The organism is Modestobacter muralis (genome assembly GCF_010682105.1).
GTDB lineage: Bacteria > Actinomycetota > Actinomycetes > Mycobacteriales > Geodermatophilaceae > Modestobacter > Modestobacter muralis.
Window position 1 is genome coordinate 1 of sequence record NZ_JAAGWH010000003.1, and the last position, 18,694, is coordinate 18,694.

Consider the following 18,694-nt stretch of genomic DNA (forward strand, 5'->3'; position numbering starts at 1 on the left):
CGTGAAGTCAGGCCGCTTTGAACAGCTCGTAGCGCTCCAGCAGTCGGTCGGTATCCGGACGTTCACGCCGCGATCGAGGTAGGACCATCAGTGGCTTTCCGTGATGGTCCTGCAGCCCGTGGCGCAACATCGGCCCATCGATCTCCGCCAGCAAGCGGTGGTGGATCTCCACGGTGTGGTCGGGGCGGATGCCGAGGATGTTCTGGTCGTAGGCCGCATGGTGGAGCTTACAGAGCGCCAGCCCGTTGGTGATGACGGCGTCACCGTTCGGTTGGGAGTCGGGAATGATGTGTGCGGCGTCCAGGAGCTCACGGTGGTTGAGCGAACAGACAGCGCAGCGCGTCTCGTACGCCAGCATGACCTGACTCGCGAAGAGCGGTTGGTGCAGGCGGCGCCGGGTCATCGCGACGAGGTGCTGCCGCAGTGCCGCTTCGACCGTGCTCCCCGGCTGGATCTTCCGCTGCGCTTCCGTGAGCGCCAGGACGAATTGCGCTTGCGCCGGTTCCTCGGCAATCAGATACACAGGGAAGATGGCCTGGAAGATGCCGGGGCGGATCCCGCAGAACCATAACAGGGGCGCCTGCTGGTGCATCGCCGCGCGAAGACCGGCGTTCTCTGCGGCGCCGCCCTCATCCCGTCGCAGTTTGTAGCGGTGCAGCCCGTCAGGGCCTTCCGAGTCGTCGTAGGGTCGCCAGGCTGCGCCTTCCGGTGCTGCGGTCAGGATGCTCAGTGCCGCCGACCACCCGCGCGGCTTGCGGATTCCCCGTCCGGCGTCAACCAAGGGGAAGCGGCTGCCGTCGACCTCGAAGTCGTCCCTCAGTTGGACACGGCTGACCGGCACCGTCCCGTCAAGAGTCACCTTGCTCAGCCAGTCCAGTGCGGCTGCTCTGATGTGCTCCTCGCGAACTCCGTCAACCACCAGCTGAGCCTGCCTTCGAGCTGGCTCACCCACAACCACATCGCTCTCGTGGCGTGTCGTCCCACCGTCCGCAAGCTAGCTTGCGTGCCGCCCATGCGGCGCGCGGGCCGCATGTTTGGTCTGCCATGCTCGAGCCCGTGCATGACAGACCGATCCTGGGGCTCTTCGCGGGGATCGGGGGTCTTGAGCTCGGTCTCCGGCAGGCTGGCTTACGAGGTCCCACCGAGTTGTACGAGCGATGGGTCCCAGCGCGCGCAGTCCTGTCGCATCAGTTGCCTGAGGCGAAGCTGAGTCGGGACGTCACGGAGCTCAGCGGCTTCGACGAAGCCGCGATCGTCACGGCGGGCTTCCCGTGCACCGACCTCTCCCAAGCAGGGCGAACCACTGGGCTGGACGGCGAGGCCTCAGGGTTGATCCGCCGCATCCTCCAGCTGTTGGCGCAGTCCAGCCCCGAGTGGGTCCTCATCGAGAATGTCCCGAACATGCTCCGTCTGGGCCGAGGAAGCGCCATCCAGGAGATCACGGCGAGTCTTGAGGCAGCCGGTTATGCCTGGGCCTACCGAACGATCGATTCTCGTTCGTTCGGATTGGCACAGCGCCGCAAACGCGTATACCTGCTGGCCTCAGCAGTTCACGACCCGGCAGCGGTTCTCTTCAGGGAGGACGATCCCTCGGAGGAACCAGACGGGGCCGCCCGCGGGGCATGGCGAGACAGCGCCTATGGCTTTTACTCGACCGAGGGCAACCGCGGCGTCGGTTGGGCTGTTGACGCTGTACCGACGCTCAAAGGTTCGACGACGGTCAGCATCGCCAGTCCTCCCGCCGTATGGGTTCCTGGACATGAGTCCGGGCGACGGATCGTGCGGCCTTCGATCGAGGCAGCGGAGGTGCTCCAAGGTTTCCCGGCTGGCTGGACTGAGTCAGCGCCTCCGCGGGACCGCTGGAAGCTGGTCGGCAACGCAGTGAGCGTCCCCGTGGCTGCGTGGATCGGTGAGGGCCTGCTGAGCACAAGCAAGGCCGAGGCGGCGATCGACGGGTACGACAAGTCTCCTCACGTGCCGGGTTCATCGTGGCCCCGTGCAGCGGCGCATGTGGACGGCAAGATCTGGGACGTCGCCGTATCCGAGTGGCCACGCTCTCCCACCGGTGAGAACCGGCACCTGGTGACCGTGCTCGATCGCTACGGCAGCGAGCCGCTGTCCTATCGGGCGACGAGGGGCTTCCGAGACCGTCTGAAGCGGAGCAACCTCAGGCACAAGGCCGAGTTCATGGCTGCGCTCGACGAGCACGTGATGCTCACGGCGCGCTGACCTCGTCCGAACTGGGCGTACCGCTGTGCACGACGGCGAGGACGCTCGCTGTGACGTCCGGAGGCGGCTCGTGCTCCCAGAACCGCAACACCGTCCAACCCAGATCGTGGAGTTGGGCAGTGACATCAGCGTCGCGGGCTCGGTTGGCGGCGATCTTCTCCGCCCACCAAACAGCGTTGGCCTTGGGAGACGTGCCGTGCAACGGACAGCCGTGCCAGAAGCAGCCATCGATGTAGATGGCGACCTGCGCCCGGGTGAAGGCGATGTCGATGGTCCGTCTGCGCTGACCCGGAACTGGCCAGGCCACCCGGTAACGGAGTCCAGCCGCGTGCAGCAGGCGGCGCACGGCCATCTCCGGTCCGTTGTCGCGCTTCCGGACGGCGCTCATCCGCCGCGACATCTCGGAGCTGGACGACCCGGGGTGCGGGCCGGGCTGGGGAGTCCTTGCCGGCACGCATACCAGCCTCGCACGCCGACGCACCTGAATCCGCTACTTCCGCAGCTGACTCGGTCAGGCGGTGTAGTCCACCAGGTAGTCGCACTCACGCAGACGGTCGAGGTGGGACTTGATCGACTTGGCCACGGCAGCGTCTCGTAGGAGGACGCCGCACTCCAGGTTCGCCTCGGCAGCCGCCGCGGAGAAGTTCGCGCTCGTCACCAGCGCTGCCAGGCCATCGACCATCACCAGCTTGGCGTGCTGGACGGCCCACTCGCCGTCGTTGGGTTCGCGCAACGTCCAGATGCGAGCTCCGCCGAGCTTCGCGGCGAGCGCCGCAGCGATTTGTCCTTGCTGTTTGCGGTCGACGACGACAGTGACCTTCACGCCCCGCTCGAGCGCCTGGCGCAACGCCGTGACGTATGCGGAGCCCATCCCTGCCGAGTAGGTCGCGGCGTAGACGTACGTCTGTGCCTCGTTGATCAACGAGGACACAGCGAGCGTCGTGTGCCCCTCGCTGTTGGGGAGACTCGGTGACGTCCAAACGAGCTGCGGTCGCACCGCCTGAGCCACACCACCGAGCGCCTCGAGGACGACGCACACGGCGCCGACATCGCCACCGAGATCCGTGAGGACCGCCTCAAGGAGCTCGTGAGCGCGGGCCCGCCGCGACGGGTGCACACCGCGGACGGCTTGGTGCAGCAGCCCATGACCGAGCACCAGGTTCGCCTTGAGCTTTCGAGCCTCCTCTTTCGTCACGAAAGCCCCGAGCTCGGCCGCCGCCGTCACCACGCTCCGTCCGGCAGCAGGACGGAGAACAGCCCGGGCGTGGCGACGCTGTCATCGGCGACCAGGTCGAAGACCATCCGCCGGTCGAGGAAGCGGTTCGTCCGCTCGCAACTCGTCTCGCTGACGAAGAGGCAGAAGTGGCATGCGGCGCCGTGGAGGAAGTCCTCCTTGCCACGGGGCGCTCGGTGGGAACAGATGGGGTCCGACGAGCACCGGGTGCCTCGGCCAAGGGCGCTCAGCACCACGGCCCGAAGTTTCTCCGGTTTGGCCAGCTCCACGAGGCCACCGAGCGTCCCCTCGCTGTCCGAGGACGTGGTGCTGATCAGGAGGCCGGCCGCCGGCGGGACGTCGCCGTTCTCGGGCCAGGCAAAAATCCGCTCGGTGAGGCTGGCTGAGCCGTAACCGCTGGACATGGCCATCTCCCGGATGAGCAGGTGCGACAGCGTGTGGATCGCCCAGTACCGCGGTGAGGGGAAACGCCCGTCAGGATTAATCTCGGCGGCGGTCTTGCTGGTCCGTCGTAGGAAGTTCAGTCGATGTGCCTCGCGGTAGCGCTGCCACACCGGACGGACCAGCACGTCGGCTTCCCACGCAGCGACGCGCTCCTCATCGAACTGCAGGAAGACGCCCTCGCCACGATCTTCGGTCGCCGGAACCCACGCCGGAGCACCCGTGCGGGTCAAGGGTGCGACGCGATCTGACGCGTCGTCGATGCGGTCGAAGGCATCGATCCGGGTGAAGCCGATGAAAGCGTTCACCTTCTTGAGCCGTTCAACCGCTACAACACCCGTCACCAGCGGCTCCAGCTCTTCGGCGACCTTCCGTGACGCCGCCTTGAAATCGGAAGAACCGCTGTACTTCGTGAACTTCGACCGGTCGCTCAGCACGGTCCACTCGGGTGCTAATAGGGTCTGAGGATCACGACGAGCAGCTGCCTGATCGGTGTGGGCCTCTTCAATCGCCTGACCAGTGGCGATCTGGAAGGCATCCCAGAGGACGACGTTTTCGACGTCCTCCAGGCCCGCGAGGCCGTTCATACCAGCGAGGAGCTTCAGCGAGTCCATGCCCTCGGGGCCGTGGATGGCCTGCAAGACCGGCTTCGGCAGAGACTTGATGGCCGGAGCCAGTTCGGATGCCGATGCCTGGTCCTCCCGAGGAAGGGAGAGGGCGCTCACGGTATTCGAGAACCACTGGTTGGCGGCGCCGAGGAGCATGAGGCGGCCCTGCTCTTGGCACTTGAAGAACGCGTCGAGGTGGGGGTGTCGTCCGCGACAGCGAGGCAGCTTGGTGTCAGCTCCGCGGGCGGTCGCTTCCAGCATGCCGCGCTTCTGCTTGCACGCCTGGCAGGTCATCCGGACATCCGGACCTAGGTTGCTCTTCCACTCCTGCATCCGTAGGCGCGGCCGGGCAGCGGCGGGGCACTTCTCACCGCGGTGCACCCAGGCGACGTAGGGGAACTCGTCGAGGTGACCCTTCTGACAGGCGATGAGGTAGCGGGCCGGTACGGCCGTGCGGTCACGGGGCTTGCGCTTGGTGGCGCCCTCTTCGGACCACCCGCTGCACTTGACGTGTACGAACTCCGCCTTGTCCGGCCGGAACGGGTTGGTGTTCCGGTACTCGAAGCTGACGCCGTCCGACACCTGCCCGAGCAGACCGCAGCCCGTGCACCGGAGCCACTGCGGAAAGATCCGACCAGGGATGCCTAGGTCCGTCGCCGAGTTTTGCTGACCGATCTCAGCGGACGCCCACGGGGGCTTGCGAAGCTCCTGCACCGTCTTGCCGAGATGGGCCTGGACGACCTGCAGCAAGCGGGGTTCGACGATCGTCTCCGGAGGCGTCGGGCGCCGCCGGTAGATGCGTTCCCAGTCGTCCAACCCGTGCGGCATGACTGACAGGTGCGGCAGGTCGACCGTCGAGCCGATGCCTTGCGTATAGAGCAGCGCGGACGGTCGGACGGCGCCGACCTTGGCCCGGTTCTTCGGCTTGTTGTCCTCGACGTCCGCGATCGGGTCGAGTTCCTGCTCCACGCTCGCCAACACCGGCTCGGGTGATGCCCCGGAGAGGTCGGAGACCCCCGTCGCGTCGTCCGACACGGTGGTCATGCGTCCTCCTCTACAGGTGGCGTGAAGTCCCATCCCGGCGCATCGACGGGCTCCTTCGCGGCGAGCCGGTCCGGGCTGGGGCTGACGAGCAGGTTGATCTCCGGCTGCACCTCGCGCATCGAGTTCGCGACCACGAACACCTTCTCCGAAGCAGTCGTGGCCCGGACCTCAGGGCTGATGAGCAGGGGGCGGGTGAGCTGGTTCTTGTCGGTTGACCGCTCATACACCAGCCCACCCGACTCCTCCTTGGCCCGGCCGAACCAGCGGTCCTTCCGCTGGATCAGCTTGGCTCGGACGCGCTCGTCGAAGTCGGGCTCGAGGTAGGCCCGCGAGGCTCGCTCCGTCAGGCGCTCGATGACCTCGTCCAGACGCTGGCTCTCGTCGAGGATCCGGCCGGCGCCCAGCTCCGGAGACAGCGAGTCGGGCCGGCCGACGTCCATCACCCGCGCTGCGCTGACGAGTACGCCCATGAGCCCGCGCTCCAGGGCAGCCTCCGAGAACGGCGTCACGCTGAGCGCCTCCACCTGGGCGTAGAAGGTCTCGTGGTAGTGCCGGAACTGTTCGAAGTGCGCCATGTCGCGCGGCCTCGCCCAGTTGGCGAGCGACACGACCAGACCGGGCTTCGAGGCATCGCGTCCCACGCGGGACGACGCCTGGATGTACTCGGCGGTGTTCTTCGGCTGCCCCACCACCAGCATGAGGCCCAAGCGCGGCACGTCGACGCCGACCTGCAGCATCGACGTGGCGAGCACGAAGTCGTATGGCCGCCGGTCGTACCCGCCCTTAACCTTCCCGTCCTGCATCGCCTTGCCGAACGCGGCCTTGCCGGCCGTGCTCCAGCGCTCCGGGTCGAACTCCAGGGCCAGCCCATCCAGCGTCGCGCCGATCTCGGACGCGGAGATCCGGGATGTCAGCTCGCCGATGGCAAGGCGCGAGAAGTCCGTCGTCCGGCGCGGGAACGGCTCCGTCTTGCCCGACACACGCGTGGTGACGTCATCGTCGAGATACCGACGCATGCCGGCCAGCTCACGGGTCGCGCTGAAGTAGGCGACCGAGGTCATGTACGGGTCGGCTGCCTTGCCGTGCTCGTCGAGCAGCTTCTGCCCGGCGAGCAAGAGGACCTCCGCGATGCGGATCTCGGCGAGCGTGAGCCGGATGCCGTGCGCGGCGACACCCACGTACTTCCGTCCGGGCAGGTCCTCGGTGACCGCCAGCTCCTGGGAGAAGTACGTGTGCCGGACGTCGAGCACCTGGGGCGGGAAGACGTCGACGCTGCGCCCGTACAAGTTGCGGACCTGCTCGTCGGCCTTCCGCACCGTCGCCGTGGAGGCGACGATCAGCGGTAGGACCGCCTGGCCGGCGTGGGACCACGAGCAGAGCACGTCGACGACGTTCTCGAAGACGCCGACCGCTGTGCCCAGCGCTCCGGTGATCAGGTGCAGCTCGTCCTGGATGATCAGGTCCGGAGGCCGCAGGCGCGGCACCGGCCGGACCTCCACGGCCGGGTAGGCGACGCCTCCCTTCGTGACCGCGTTGTGCTTCTGGCCCTTGCAGGAGTCGCCGCGGGCGTCGGGGTGGCGGTAGCCGTGCCGCTCGCAGTGCTCGGCGACGTAGCCGAAGAGGCTCGCGGCCTCCCCCTCGCGCGCCAGCCGTGCGAACTTGTCGACGGTGGCGAGCAAGAACGTGGGCGGATGGCGATAGATCTCCTCGTCGACGGTGAGGATGGGCAGCCCCTCGTCCCCCGGTCCTCGCCCGGAGAAGGGGCACTCCTCCGCGTCGTCACCGCAGTAGACGTGGATCCGCTGCGTGGTGGCTACCGCCTCGACGTCGCTCTTCGGATCGATCGGCGTCCCGCACCAAGGGCAACGCTTGATCTGCAGCACGGTGAGGCCGTGGGCCCTGCCGTCCTCGGACTTGGCCAGCTGCACCTGCGCCTGTGCTTCAGCGAAACGCTTCGGGCTGACGCTGCTACCGACCCACAACCCGATTCGAAAGGGCTCGCTGCCCCATGTCGCCTCGTCTTCCTGGCGAATCAGCTCGGTAGCGCAGACCAGTGCTGCGGCGCGCTGGAACTGCTGGGAGGTCAGGAGACGAAGGGTGTAGCGCATGAGGACGGCGACGCCGTCACCGCCGTCGAGCCTTTCGTCCTTGCCCTGGAGGGAACCCTGCAGCCGCCGTATCGCGAACGTGAATGCGGCCAGGCCGAGATATGCCTCCGTCTTGCCGCCACCGGTAGGGAAAAAGAGGAGCTCGACGCGGGCGTCGGCGCCGCTGCGGTGGGGCTCGGACGGGTTCACGAGCGAGGGCAGCTGCATCAGGATAAAGGCGAGCTGGAATGGTCGCCACGAGGCGGCCTTGTCACCGTCAGTTTCCACCTCGGCCAGGGCCTCGGCCACGGTGACGCCGGCCTTCGCAGCCCTCTTGGCGGCGAGCTGGGAACGGATGCGTTGGTCGCGCATCGCGCGGTTCATGAACCGGAACGCCTTTAGGGTGTCCGGGTCGCTCTCCAGGAGCGCGAGGCCGGCCTCCAGTCTGGATGCAGCGATGCGCGCGTCGCCGATCGCTTCGGACGCCGTCTCCTTGAGGTGGTCGGGCAGGGAACCAGCCGTCTTCGCCTGGTCCTCGTCTAGCCACGTGACGTACCCGGAGACCATCGGCTCGAGTGCCTGGCGGATGTCGCCGGCCTCGATATCGGCCAGGACGCGCATCGCAGTCACGGTCTGACCGGCAGTGCCCGCGACTGTCTGGGGGACGTCGGCCGTCGGCAGCCACGTGGTCATGACCTTGGTGGCCCGTCGTTGGTCGCCCGCTTCCTCCCAGTCGACGGAGCAGGTGCGGCCGACCGCGTACTCGAGCTTGTGCTTGTACTGCAGGTCCAAGCGGCGCCGTTCTGGGTCTTGCTCCTGGTAGCTCGGCTCGGAGACATCGCGGCTGGGCAGGAAGCAGGCGGAACCGTCCATCGCCTCGACGCGGAGCTCCGTCTGGAACAACCAGTCACCGGGCGGCGCGTCGACTCCCGTCACCCGGTCGTTGCTCAGTGCTAGCTCGACGATCAGACGATCGCCCAGTGGGAAGACCTCCACCCGGAGGCTGACGTCCTGCTCAAGCTCGATGACCCCGCTGCGGCGGGTCGTCGTACCCGCGATGATCAGTTCCTTCGTGACCTCGACGGGCGTCCGCCGAAACCAGGTCCGCTTACGTTCGGTCTCCTCATTCAGGCGCTGAAAGCTCTCGTACCGCCCCCACGACGCCGAAACGGCGAGTGTCTTCTCGCCCTCCTGAACCTGGAAGCGCAGTCCCATCAAGGACGGATGCGTCAGCGCCCCCCTGGGGCCGCTGTCCTCTTCGTCGTCCGAATCCGCGGTGGCGACGTCCTCGTCGGTCGGCACGGGGACACCGGGTTGACCAGGATGTTTTGGGTCCGCATCGCTGACGGCCTGCACCGGAGCGCCATTGACTCCCTGACTCTCGACGTCGTCAGCGTCAAAACTCAGACGCGCCAGGGACGGATCGATGGTGACCGGTGCGAGACCACCAACAGCGTAAGTGGCCCGGGGACTAGCCGGTATCTCCTCGTTGCAATCGCCCCTCGGCCCCAGCAATTCCTGTCGAATGAGGTCAAGCAGTTCCCCACGGACTGCTGTGGATGTGGAACGGGTCATCAGAAGGCCTTTAGAGCATTCGAAGGAGTATTACCTGCTGCGTCAGCGCGACGATGGTTTTCTTCAAGCAGTCGGTCCAGGATTTCATCCCGGATCGCCGGGTTCACAGTGAACCTGCGAATCTGACGATATGAGTGGAACCCATGACTGGGGTTCAAGTCCGTCCAACCATAGGCGAGTGCGACCGCGCGGTCGATGTCAACATGTAGCTGCCGAAGCAGGCCGATGGAGCCGCCCTCTTCAACGGCAGGATCGTTGATCCTGTTGTACAGGGATGTCAAGCCAATGCCGTCATCGTGCATGATCGCTTCCCGTTCCCGATGCAATTCTTCGCCGAGACGAGTGAGTTCCGGGGTGGATGCCGGCCTCGGGAAGGTGTCGAAGATGTCGGATGGTGTATAGCGAATGTTTAGTCCGAGTGTGGAACCATGCTTGATAGCCCAGTTGAGGTGGGCGCCAGACGAAAGAATTGCGAGATCTGCGAAACTATCCGTGGCGAACACCACCAAGGCGTCACTGAAGACGACAGAGCTGGAAACACGCAAGGGCATGACGGGGTAGGAGTGTCGGGTAATGGCCAGGACGTACTGAGACCTGGAGATAGATTGATACAGGCCCGGACGTGCGTTCCAGAACTTCCACCACTCATCAACCATTCGAGGGTATTTGACCCTGTCCTTCTCAAGCCTGACAGGCTTGACTCGGTCCTCCAGAAGTGACCACACCTCTGGCCACTGCCGAGCCTCCTCTTCTGAGCGCTCTCCGAAGTCGATGATCCATCGCGAAGGTGATGCGTCGGGTCGCGAGTTCAAGTCGTCGCCGTTGAGGTATGGCTTCACTACTTCGGGAAAGCGAGCGAAGTCGCGTCCAGCGTATTCTGGCTGGTCCAAAACAAATCCAGAACCAAGTGCGAACGTTCCGATGTAGGCAACTTGTCGGTTCTCGATAAGACGTAGTGCTGAGCCGTGAACGCGGGACTGGGGCTCAAGCATCGACGAGATGGCCATACAGGGGACGCTGTTCGCCCATAGTTGGACACCCTGGTCAGGGGAGTCGTAGCCGCCCCAAACTGCAGCGTATTCGAGTGTTGCAGATTTCGCGGGCCAGCGGGCGCTCTGTATTGCGCGAGTAATCGTTAGCCCGCTGGCGACAAGGCGGTCCAGGCCGACTTGCCGCGTGTCGCCCTGGGCAATGGTACTGGTTGCGATGAGGCCAATTCTTCCCCCTTTGCGGAGTAGACCCCACGCTCGGAGAAAGAAATAGGCGACGAGATCGACGTTGCCTGAGGTCTGCTCCGCAACCTGATTAATGAGCCAATTCCGGAAGTCTGCCCCCAGTGCTGTCGAAATCTTTTTTCCGCCGAGAAATGGCGGATTCCCTACGATCGCATCGAATCCGCCATGCTCGATCATGACGTCAGGGGCTTCGAGTATCCAGTGAAGGGATTCCCACCGCTGGTAATCCGTCGCAACGGTGGGGGTCAGCCCTTGCTCGACGATGTGGTCAAGCGTGGAGGCTTCCCCGGCACTCGCGTCGGCCGGGAACGCGCGAATGAGAGCGCCTTCTAAGGCGGTGTACGCGTCTTCTAATGCGTTACCAGGTTTGCCGCCTAAGCGCAGTCCAGTAGCCACGATTCCGTCCGCGATAAGGCGCAGTTTAGCGGTGGCCTGCTCAGACTGCTCAAGCAGGCGACGTTTGCCATTGCGGGTGCGCTGCGGGTCGTCCTGGTCGACCGTCGTTGCGAGCTGGTGGCGGATGCGGGTCACCTCATCCAACACTGATTCGGCGTCGACGAAGGCGTTGAGCTGTCGGGCCTTCTTCGCCTTAGGGTCAATGTGTATATACCGGAGCTGGTCGATGGTGGTAATGCCCAGCAGTGAATTGCCGCGGAAGATCTTGTCGTCGACGAAGGAGAAAGGCTTGCTGGGATCGAGGGAAACAAGCCAGAGGGACAGCTTGCACATCTCGACGGCCATGCCGTTGATATCTGCGCCGTAGAGGCAGTGCGCGATGACCTCGCGGATCGCTCGGGTGCGGAGGCTGTCGTCGACGAGATCGCCGCCGATGATGCCCTCTGCGGTCCAGGCTTCGACGAGGCGATCGGCAAGGTAGCGGGCGGCGGCGACCAAGAACGCGCCGGAGCCGGCGGCGATGTCGGCGACCTTGAGGTCGAGAATCGCCGAGCTCGACTTCAATCGCCAGAAGTCCTCATCGTTGGTCTGCAGCGGCCCGGGCTCGTAGACCAATGGTTGGAGAGCGTGGAGCACGACCTCCTCGGCCAGCGACCGCGGCGTGTAGTGCGCGCCGGCGTTCTTCCGCGACGGCGTCTCGGACACGATGAGGCCACCGCGCGGGACGACGTACGGCAGGTCACGCAGGTCGCGGCGGGTGTAACTCGACCAGTCCACGAGTGCGGCGAGCAGATCTAGGTCGTGGCCGGCGACGGGCTTGAGGAGCCGTTTCATCTCCGCTTCGTCTACCGCGGCGTCGTAGAGCTTTGCGAGCCTGGACGCGGACACCAGTTTCGCTGCGGGCTGTGTTTCTTTGACCCAGTCGGTCAGCCGCATCGCGAAGTCTTTGGCTCCAGTCGACTCGTCGTAGACCCCGGCGAGGGTGTCGAGGTCGATCTCCGGCTCCTCGCCGTCCTTGCCGACCAGCCCGAGCACCACCTCGTGCTCGACCTCCCGGCAGGTGTAGCCGAGCAGGCCTTCGTAGATGTAGCCGATCTGTTCGACGTCGACGTCCCGGAACGATATGCGGCGCGCCTGGCCACCGACCTTTGCTACCTGCACTGACTTCAACACGTGCAGCATGGTGCGGTCCGACACTCGTAGACGGAGGCCGCCGTCGGGGCGTTCGTCCGCCATCCAGGGGAACCGCTGGGGGTCGAAGAGCGATCCGCCGTAGGCCGGCATCCGGACCTCGTCGAAATTGGCACCGCCGTAGAGGGCGGTGCTGACGGCGAGCAGCCGGTGCCAGACGTCGGAGGAGTGGTCGAGGTTCTCTTCGCCCTCCCGCTTCGCGCGAGCCTGCAGGTCGTCGAGCAGGTCGCTGATCCCGTAGGCGGCCCGGTACAGCTCCGGGGTCGGCAGCATCCCGCGCTCTTCGGCGAAGAGCAGGAAGACCACCCGCATCATCACCGTGACCGCGGCCTGGTAGATCTCGTCCGGGTCTTCGCAGAGCGGGTCGACCGACCCCTTGGCTCGCGCGGCGAGCCTGGCCTCGGAGAAAGACTGGACGAGCAACTCGACCGATTTGCGGACCTGGACGCCGAGCGCCTCGGTGATCTCCTCAGCCTCGAGCACGCTCCGCTCGAACAGGCGCGGCAGCCGGCGCTCGGGGTTTTTGTGGCGCAGCGTCGACGCGTTGACCAACGTTAAGAACGCATCGCGCAGCTGCGGCTCCTCGCGCCAGGTCAGGGCATCCACCACGCCCGAGCCGGTGGTGGTGCCCTCGCCGGTCCACACGAGCGCCCACCAGCGGCCGTCGGTCACCACACCGACCGCGACGTCCGCCTTGCGCAGCAGCGCGGCCATGCGGTCGACCTGGCTGGCCGACCAGCCGTCCAGACCCGCCGCATGGAGACTCTCCGTCGGAGGTACGACGCGGAGCAGGCACACCAGCTCGCCGTCCCGGCCACCGAGCCCACCGTCGGTTCGCACCGTGATCGTCTCGCCGGGGGACCGGACTACCAGATCACCCGAGAGGTCCACCGCCGCGATCCGATGGGGGCCCCACAGCGCGAGCTCGTCGAGGACGACGTCGATCCAGGAAGCGACGGCGCGGCCGTACTCCTCGACCGAACCGGACCGGGACCGGTCGAACGCCGTCTCCCAGGCGGCGTGATTTTCCTTGAACGCGACCAGTCGGTCATCGACGTCGCTGAGCCGGTCCATCCCGTCGGGCCAGATGTCCTTGAGGACGGGAAGGGAGAGGAAGGGCCCATCCGTCTCGACCTGGGCCAGCCAGTCCTGGTGCAGCTGTGACACGCTCGGCGGTCGACGTCTCATCGGACCGACACCCCCTGCTCCGCGTCGGCCGGGCTGATGGCGAAGAGGATCGCGGCGGGGAACGGCCACGGCTTGACGTCCTCGTAGCGGGTCTCGACCGCTCGCCGCTCGCGGCGGCGCTCCTCGTCGAGCTCGTCGAGCCGCACCCTCATCTGCCTTAGGTCCCTCTCCGACTGGCGCTGCTCCACGTCGAACAACATTGCTTCCGCGTCCTCCTGCAGCTTCTCGGCCTCGGCGATTGACTCGCGCAACGTCTGGCTGAACCGGGTGAAGATGGCATCGACCCGGGCGAGGTCCTCTTCGCGCCGCTTCACGAGCCGCGCTTCGACATCCCGCGTCCGCTTCTCCACCCGGGTCCGGATGGCCTCCTCCACGCGAGCTCGCAGTCCTGCTTCGTCGTCGTCCCAGGCTGTGCCGAGCTCTTTCTGGACGCCGTCCGGCGCCTCGGTCAACTCGTCGCCGTCCAGCGCTCGGGCCAGGAGCTCTTCGGCCTTCTCGACCCCGACCTGCTGCCGGCGGGCCAGTCGCGTACCGGCCAGGAAGACCTCCTCGTGCAGCCGGATGCCGCCGCGGCCGACGAGGACCAACCGGACCACCGCGGCGGCGAACGACTCATCCAGCCCCGGGACAACGACGGCGCTAACCCGGCTCAGGTCGGACTCCCCGCCCCACAAGGCCGATCGCAGCAGGCGCGTGGACCGCTGGAGCAGCGGGTGGCCGAGGTGGGCGTGGACGACGTCGGTGGTGCCGCGGGCGACGTCCTGGTCGAACGTGATGGGACGCAGCCGGTCTGGCTCCAGCCGGCTGGCGAGGCCCCGCGTCACCGGTTCCCAAGAGCGCGCCAGGTCGGGGAGCTCGAAGACGGCGTCGTCATCTTCTTCCGCGTGCGTTGGGATCAATGGGGGCTGCATGTCGAGCTCGAGTGCCGTCTCGACCACTCGACGGAGGTTCATCGGTCGGAGGTGCAGGCTCTCGCGGTCCTCGTGCAGCTGCGTCTCGAGGGCGGTCAGCTCGGCGTTCACCTGCCGCTGACCAAGGAGCATCTCGTTGATCGCTCGGTCGCCCTTGGGAACGTCCTTCTCCGAGCGGCTGGCCATGACGGAGCCGGCGAGCTTCCGCTGGATGTCCGGGGCGATAATCTCGTTCGCGGAACCCAGGTCGAGCTCCACCCGGGCGATCTTCGTCGCCACGAGCGCCAGGAAGTGGACGTCGGACGCCAGGCCGGACCGACCGCCGACCGGCTGGAAGTGCCGGATGTCGGGCTGGTGGTCCTGGCCGTAGCGGTCGACCCGACCGATGCGCTGCTCAAGCCGGTTGGGGTTGAACGGGATGTCGTAGTTGAACAGCCGATGGCAGTGCGACTGGAGGTCGATGCCCTCCCCGGCGGCGTCGGTCGCGAGCAGGACGCGCACCTTGGTCTTGCCGGGCGGCTCGTTGAACTCCGCGCGGGTGATCTCGCGCTGCTCGGGGTCGGTGGATCCATCGATGGTCGCAATGCGCTCGGCGTCGTAGCCGTGCTGCAGGAGGTTGTCCCGAATCCACGTCAGCGTGTCCACGTACTCGGTGAAGACGACGATGCGCTCGTCCAGCCAGTGATCACCCGCGAGCAGGACACCGTCCAGGTGCCGGACGAGCGCGGCCAGCCGGGAGTCTACGGTGCCGTCGAAGTCGTGGCCCCAATGGCTCAGCCAGCGGAGGTCCTCGACGTCCTCATCCGTGAGGGGCGGCAGCTTCCGCCGGGTGCTCGCGAGGGTGAGCAGCTCCGTCTGGTCCGACCTGCCCTCTTCGAGGTCGTCGGCGTCGACGCCCAGGACGTCGTCGTAGTCGCCAGACAGGTCCGCGTCGACGCCTCGCAACCGCGTCTGCAGGTAGACGTCGACGGTCCTGGCAAAGGCGACGGGGGAGGAGAAGAAGCGCTTCTTCAGCAGCAGTGTCGCCAAGTCGCGCGCCTGCTTGGCCGCGCCGCCGCCCGTGACCACCGCCTTGTCACGCCGGCGGGTGAAGGCAAGGAGGCGCTCGTACGCCTCCTCCTCTGAAGTGGCCGGCTCGAAGGGGAGGGCGGTGACCTGCCGCTCCTTGAACCCCTTGGCTTCCTTCAGGTCGCGCTTCAAGCGCCGGACCGCCACCTCGCGGAGCGCCGAGCGGTCGATGTGGGAGCCGCGGACGAAGCGCTGCGGGTCGATCATCTCCAGCAGAGCGGTGAACGACTCGACATAGCCGTTGTGCGGGGTGGCGCTGAGGAAGAGGCGGTGCTCGCTCTTCTCGGCGAGCTCGCGGACGGCGTGCGTGCGCTGTGAATCGACGGCGTAACCGCGGCGGGTGATGTTGAGCTTGTCGACGCGCTGCGGGCTAGAGGGCGCCACATGGTGGGCCTCGTCCACGACGAGGATGTCGTAGGCGAACCGGCGGGCGCCCTCGCGCTTCGCCGTCTGGGCGTACACGTCGCGCAGGAGGCGTTGAGCGCGCTGGCCAGGGAGCCAGGACATCGAGACGATGATCCGCGGGAAGAGCGTGAACGGGTTGGCGTGCAGCCCGTGGCTGCGCCGGACTTCGCGCATCGTCTCGGAGTTGATGATCGTGAAGTCGAGTCCGAACTTCTCGATCATCTCGTCCTGCCACTTCAGGGCGAGGCCCGCGGGGCAGACAATGATCGCTGTCCGGGCGCGGTGACGCAGGAACAGCTCCTGGACGACAAGGCCAGCCTCGATGGTCTTGCCGAGGCCGACGTCGTCGGCGAGGAGCAAGTTGGCCCGGGTCTCGCGCAGTGCTCGGCGTAGTGGTTCGAGCTGGTACGCCTCGACGTTCGCGCCGCTGCGGAAAGGCGCCTGGACGACCTGCGAGTCGGCCGAGGTGATGGCGCCCCACCGGAGCGCGTCGATGAAGGCCGCGAGTCGGCTGGGGTCGTCGAAGCGTTCCGGATCGAGCGTCATCGGCAGACCCAGCTCCGGCCTCAGCGAGCGACCCTGCTCAAGCTCCCAGACGACCTGGAGCTCCTCGCCGAGTCGGTCTTCGTCGAGGGACTGGAGGGTGACGGCATGCTGGAGGCCGGTCGTCGCGTCGTCGGCGCCGCTACGGGGGAGGCCCTGAACCCGTACGTCCGTGACCGCCCACGTCGCGCCTCGGACCATCGCAATCTGACCGGCTTCCGGCACGGAGCGGGTGTCCAGCTCAGGCGCGGCCTCCTCTGCGGACGGACGGACGGCGCTGTCTTCGATGACTGCCACGAACTGGACACTAGTTTCGGAACGCCGACGCGTCGTCCCTCGGGGTGAATGAGCGTGTCTTTGGGGCCACCGTGACTGGTGATCCATCTGAAGCCGTTGGCTGGTCGCGACGGTTACCCCTTTGGATCAGCTCGTCGCGCCGCAACAGTCATTGGTCCGGCCGGGGACCTACGCTCCGCCGTGCTCAGGCCTTCAACTCTCAGGAGCGATTCATGACTGCTGCACCGCCGCGTGTCGACGAAGACTCGAGCATCGCAAGGGCCGGCGAGAAGCTCGTCGAGCAGTTGCTCAAGGTGGGCCTCAACGGATTTGGCCCCTTCAAGAGCGCGGAGGAGAGCGCGGCTGAGGCGCTCAAGGGTCGGACGCCCGAGGAGGCCGTCAAGGCGCTAGTGCGCAACCACTGCGCCATTGCAGGCGCGCAAGGCTTCATCACGAACGTGGGTGGCCTTGTGACCCTGCCCATCGCCCTTCCGGCGAACATCGGGGCGGCCTACCTCGTCCAGACTCACCTGGCGGGTGCCATCGCTGCCGTGCACGGTCATGACCTGGACGCCGAAGCGGTGCGGTCGGCGATCCTTCTCTGTCTGGTCGGGAACGCGGGTACCGAGGTGGTAAAGCGATTCGGCATCAAGGTGAGCTCGAAGTTGACCATCACGATGATCGAGCGCATCCCCATCGAGGTCATCCGCCGCATCAACAAGCGTGTCGGATTCATGCTCATCGCCAAGTTCGGCACCAAACGTTCCGTGGTCACGCTGGCCAAGTGGGTTCCCATGGTGGGCGGGTTCATCGGAGGCGGTGTCGACACGGCGGCCACTTGGGCTGTTGGGGCGTACGCGCATCGCGCTTTCCAGCGATCGGATGGGGAGCCGGTAGGTGGCGCGGGTGCGGTGTGACATCTGCGGGCTGGAGCACGATCGGAGAACTCACCAAGCGCCGCGCATCCAAGAGCTCGATGCGGCCGCCCTACGGGCGGACCATGAGCGGCACCGGCGGAGCAAGGGGACTGCCCCCGGTTCGGTTGACTCCTTGCCTGTGAGGCTGCGGCCTCGCTGGAAGGATCAGCATCGTGCCCAAGCCGTATCCGGCGGAGTTCCGTCGTGACGTCATCGCTGTGGCCCGCAAGGGCGAGGCGTCGGTCGCTCAAGTGGCCAAGGACTTCGGCATTTCGGAGACCTGCCTGCAGCGCTGGCTGAAGATCGCCGACCGCGAGGACGGCCTCGCTCCGCCGACCTCGAGTGATCGTGGTGGGGGCGGGTCGACCGATGACTCGGCGGAGCTGCGGGAGCTGCGCCGGCGCAACAAGCTGCTCGAGCAGGAGAACGAGATCCTGCGTCGGGCGACGGCCTACTTCGCCCGCGACGTCCTCCCAAAATGATCTACCCGCTGGTCCGTGAACTCGCCGCCGAGAAGATCCCTGTCGCGGTGACCTGCCGGGTGCTCGGCTTCTCCAAGCAGGCCTTCTACAAGTGGCAGGCCAACCCGGTGAGCCAGCGCGATTGGGACGACGCGCACCTGATCAATGCCGCCTACGACATCCACCGCGACGACCCTGCCTTCGGCTACCGGTTCATCGCCGACCAGCTGCACGAACGCGGGCTGGTCGCCGGGGAGAACCGGGTCGCCCGGCTGTGCTCCCAGCAGCGGATCTGGTCGATCTTCGCCAAGAAGCGCGGCCTCAACCGCAAGGCCGGTCCGCCGGTGCACGACGACCTGGTCGACCGCCAGTTCACCGCCACCGCGCCCAACACCGTCTGGCTGACCGACATCACCGAGCACCCCACCGCCGAGGGCAAGCTCTACCTCTGCGCGATCAAGGACCTGCATTCGGGCCGGATCGTCGGCTACTCGATGGACGCCCGGATGACCGCCGCACTGGCGGTGACCGCGCTGCGCAACGCCATCGCCCTGCGGGCGCCGGCCGGCACGATCGTGCACTCGGACCGCGGCAGCCAGTTCCGCTCCACTGCATTCGTCACCGCGCTGAAGAACCATGGCCTGACCGGCTCGATGGGCCGGGTCGGCGCCTGCGGTGACAACGCCGCGATGGAGTCCTTCTTCGCCCTGCTGCAGCGCAACGTCCTGGACCGCCAGCGCTGGGCTACCCGGGAAGACCTGCGGTTGGCGATCATCACCTGGATCGAGAGGACCTATCACCGCCGACGGCGGCAGCGCCGCCTGGGACGACTCACCCCCATCGAATTCGAGACACTGACCCAGGCCGCTCACGCGGCCTGATAGC

General features: G+C 66.5%; 10 protein-coding genes. 3 read left to right on the forward strand and 7 right to left on the reverse strand.

What is annotated here, in order from left to right; genetic code table 11:
• Positions 1-7 precede the first annotated feature (7 nt).
• Positions 8-919 (reverse strand): HNH endonuclease, encoded by a 912-nt coding sequence (locus GCU67_RS22635; protein ID WP_163609077.1) that lies wholly within the window; start codon positions 917-919, stop codon positions 8-10.
• Positions 920-1,044: 125 nt separating this feature from the next.
• Here GCU67_RS22635 and GCU67_RS00765 point away from each other — a divergent pair, with 125 nt between their 5' ends.
• On the forward strand, positions 1,045-2,229 hold the full coding sequence (locus tag GCU67_RS00765) for a DNA cytosine methyltransferase (protein ID WP_211660540.1): 1,185 nt from the start codon (positions 1,045-1,047) through the stop codon (positions 2,227-2,229).
• Here GCU67_RS00765 and GCU67_RS00770 read toward each other — a convergent pair.
• The 6 genes from GCU67_RS00770 to drmD form a co-directional block, all read right to left on the reverse strand.
• On the reverse strand, positions 2,216-2,629 hold the full coding sequence (locus GCU67_RS00770; protein ID WP_163609079.1) for a very short patch repair endonuclease: 414 nt from the start codon (positions 2,627-2,629) through the stop codon (positions 2,216-2,218). The genes GCU67_RS00765 and GCU67_RS00770 overlap by 14 nt on opposite strands.
• Positions 2,630-2,740: 111 nt before the next feature.
• Positions 2,741-3,457 carry a DISARM system phospholipase D-like protein DrmC gene (drmC, locus tag GCU67_RS00775; protein ID WP_163609081.1) on the reverse strand — a complete coding sequence of 239 codons (717 nt, stop codon included), beginning with the start codon at positions 3,455-3,457 and terminating at the stop codon, positions 2,741-2,743.
• Positions 3,451-5,556 carry a DUF1998 domain-containing protein gene (drmB, locus tag GCU67_RS00780; RefSeq protein ID WP_163609082.1) on the reverse strand — a complete coding sequence of 702 codons (2,106 nt, stop codon included), beginning with the start codon at positions 5,554-5,556 and terminating at the stop codon, positions 3,451-3,453. Before drmB ends, drmC begins: the two co-directional genes overlap by 7 nt.
• Positions 5,553-9,218 (reverse strand): DISARM system helicase DrmA, encoded by a 3,666-nt coding sequence (gene drmA / locus GCU67_RS00785; RefSeq protein WP_163609083.1) that lies wholly within the window; start codon positions 9,216-9,218, stop codon positions 5,553-5,555. The genes drmB and drmA overlap by 4 nt, the downstream gene beginning before the upstream one ends.
• Positions 9,218-13,207: an Eco57I restriction-modification methylase domain-containing protein gene (locus tag GCU67_RS00790; RefSeq protein ID WP_211660541.1), complete on the reverse strand. Its 3,990-nt coding sequence runs from the start codon at positions 13,205-13,207 to the stop codon at positions 9,218-9,220. Before GCU67_RS00790 ends, drmA begins: the two co-directional genes overlap by 1 nt.
• Before the next feature lie 17 nt (positions 13,208-13,224).
• Positions 13,225-16,452, reverse strand: coding sequence for a DISARM system SNF2-like helicase DrmD (gene drmD, locus GCU67_RS00795; RefSeq protein WP_211660542.1), 3,228 nt, complete (start codon positions 16,450-16,452; stop codon positions 13,225-13,227).
• A gap of 212 nt (positions 16,453-16,664) precedes the next feature.
• On the opposite strand from drmD, the gene GCU67_RS00800 reads away from it, so the two are divergent.
• Both GCU67_RS00800 and GCU67_RS00805 read left to right on the forward strand, forming a co-directional pair.
• A complete protein-coding gene (locus tag GCU67_RS00800; protein WP_163609089.1) occupies positions 16,665-17,348 on the forward strand; it encodes an EcsC family protein in 684 nt (227 codons plus the stop codon).
• Positions 17,349-17,521: 173 nt separating this feature from the next.
• Positions 17,522-18,690 (forward strand): IS3 family transposase gene (locus GCU67_RS00805; protein WP_163609091.1). Its coding sequence is split into 2 segments (ribosomal slippage): positions 17,522-17,819 and positions 17,819-18,690, totalling 1,170 coding nucleotides; the frame shifts between segments, so codons are not numbered across the junction.
• The last annotated feature ends 4 nt before the right edge of the window (positions 18,691-18,694 follow it).

Coding starts and splice junctions, on each gene's coding strand:
- GCU67_RS00765 (WP_211660540.1), top strand. CDS start 1,045: ATGCTCGAGCCCGTGCATGACAGACCGATCCTGGGGCTCTTCGCGGGG.
- GCU67_RS00770 (WP_163609079.1), bottom strand. CDS start 2,629: ATGTCGCGGCGGATGAGCGCCGTCCGGAAGCGCGACAACGGACCGGAG.
- drmB (WP_163609082.1), bottom strand. CDS start 5,556: ATGACCACCGTGTCGGACGACGCGACGGGGGTCTCCGACCTCTCCGGG.
- drmA (WP_163609083.1), bottom strand. CDS start 9,218: ATGACCCGTTCCACATCCACAGCAGTCCGTGGGGAACTGCTTGACCTC.
- GCU67_RS00800 (WP_163609089.1), top strand. CDS start 16,665: ATGACTGCTGCACCGCCGCGTGTCGACGAAGACTCGAGCATCGCAAGG.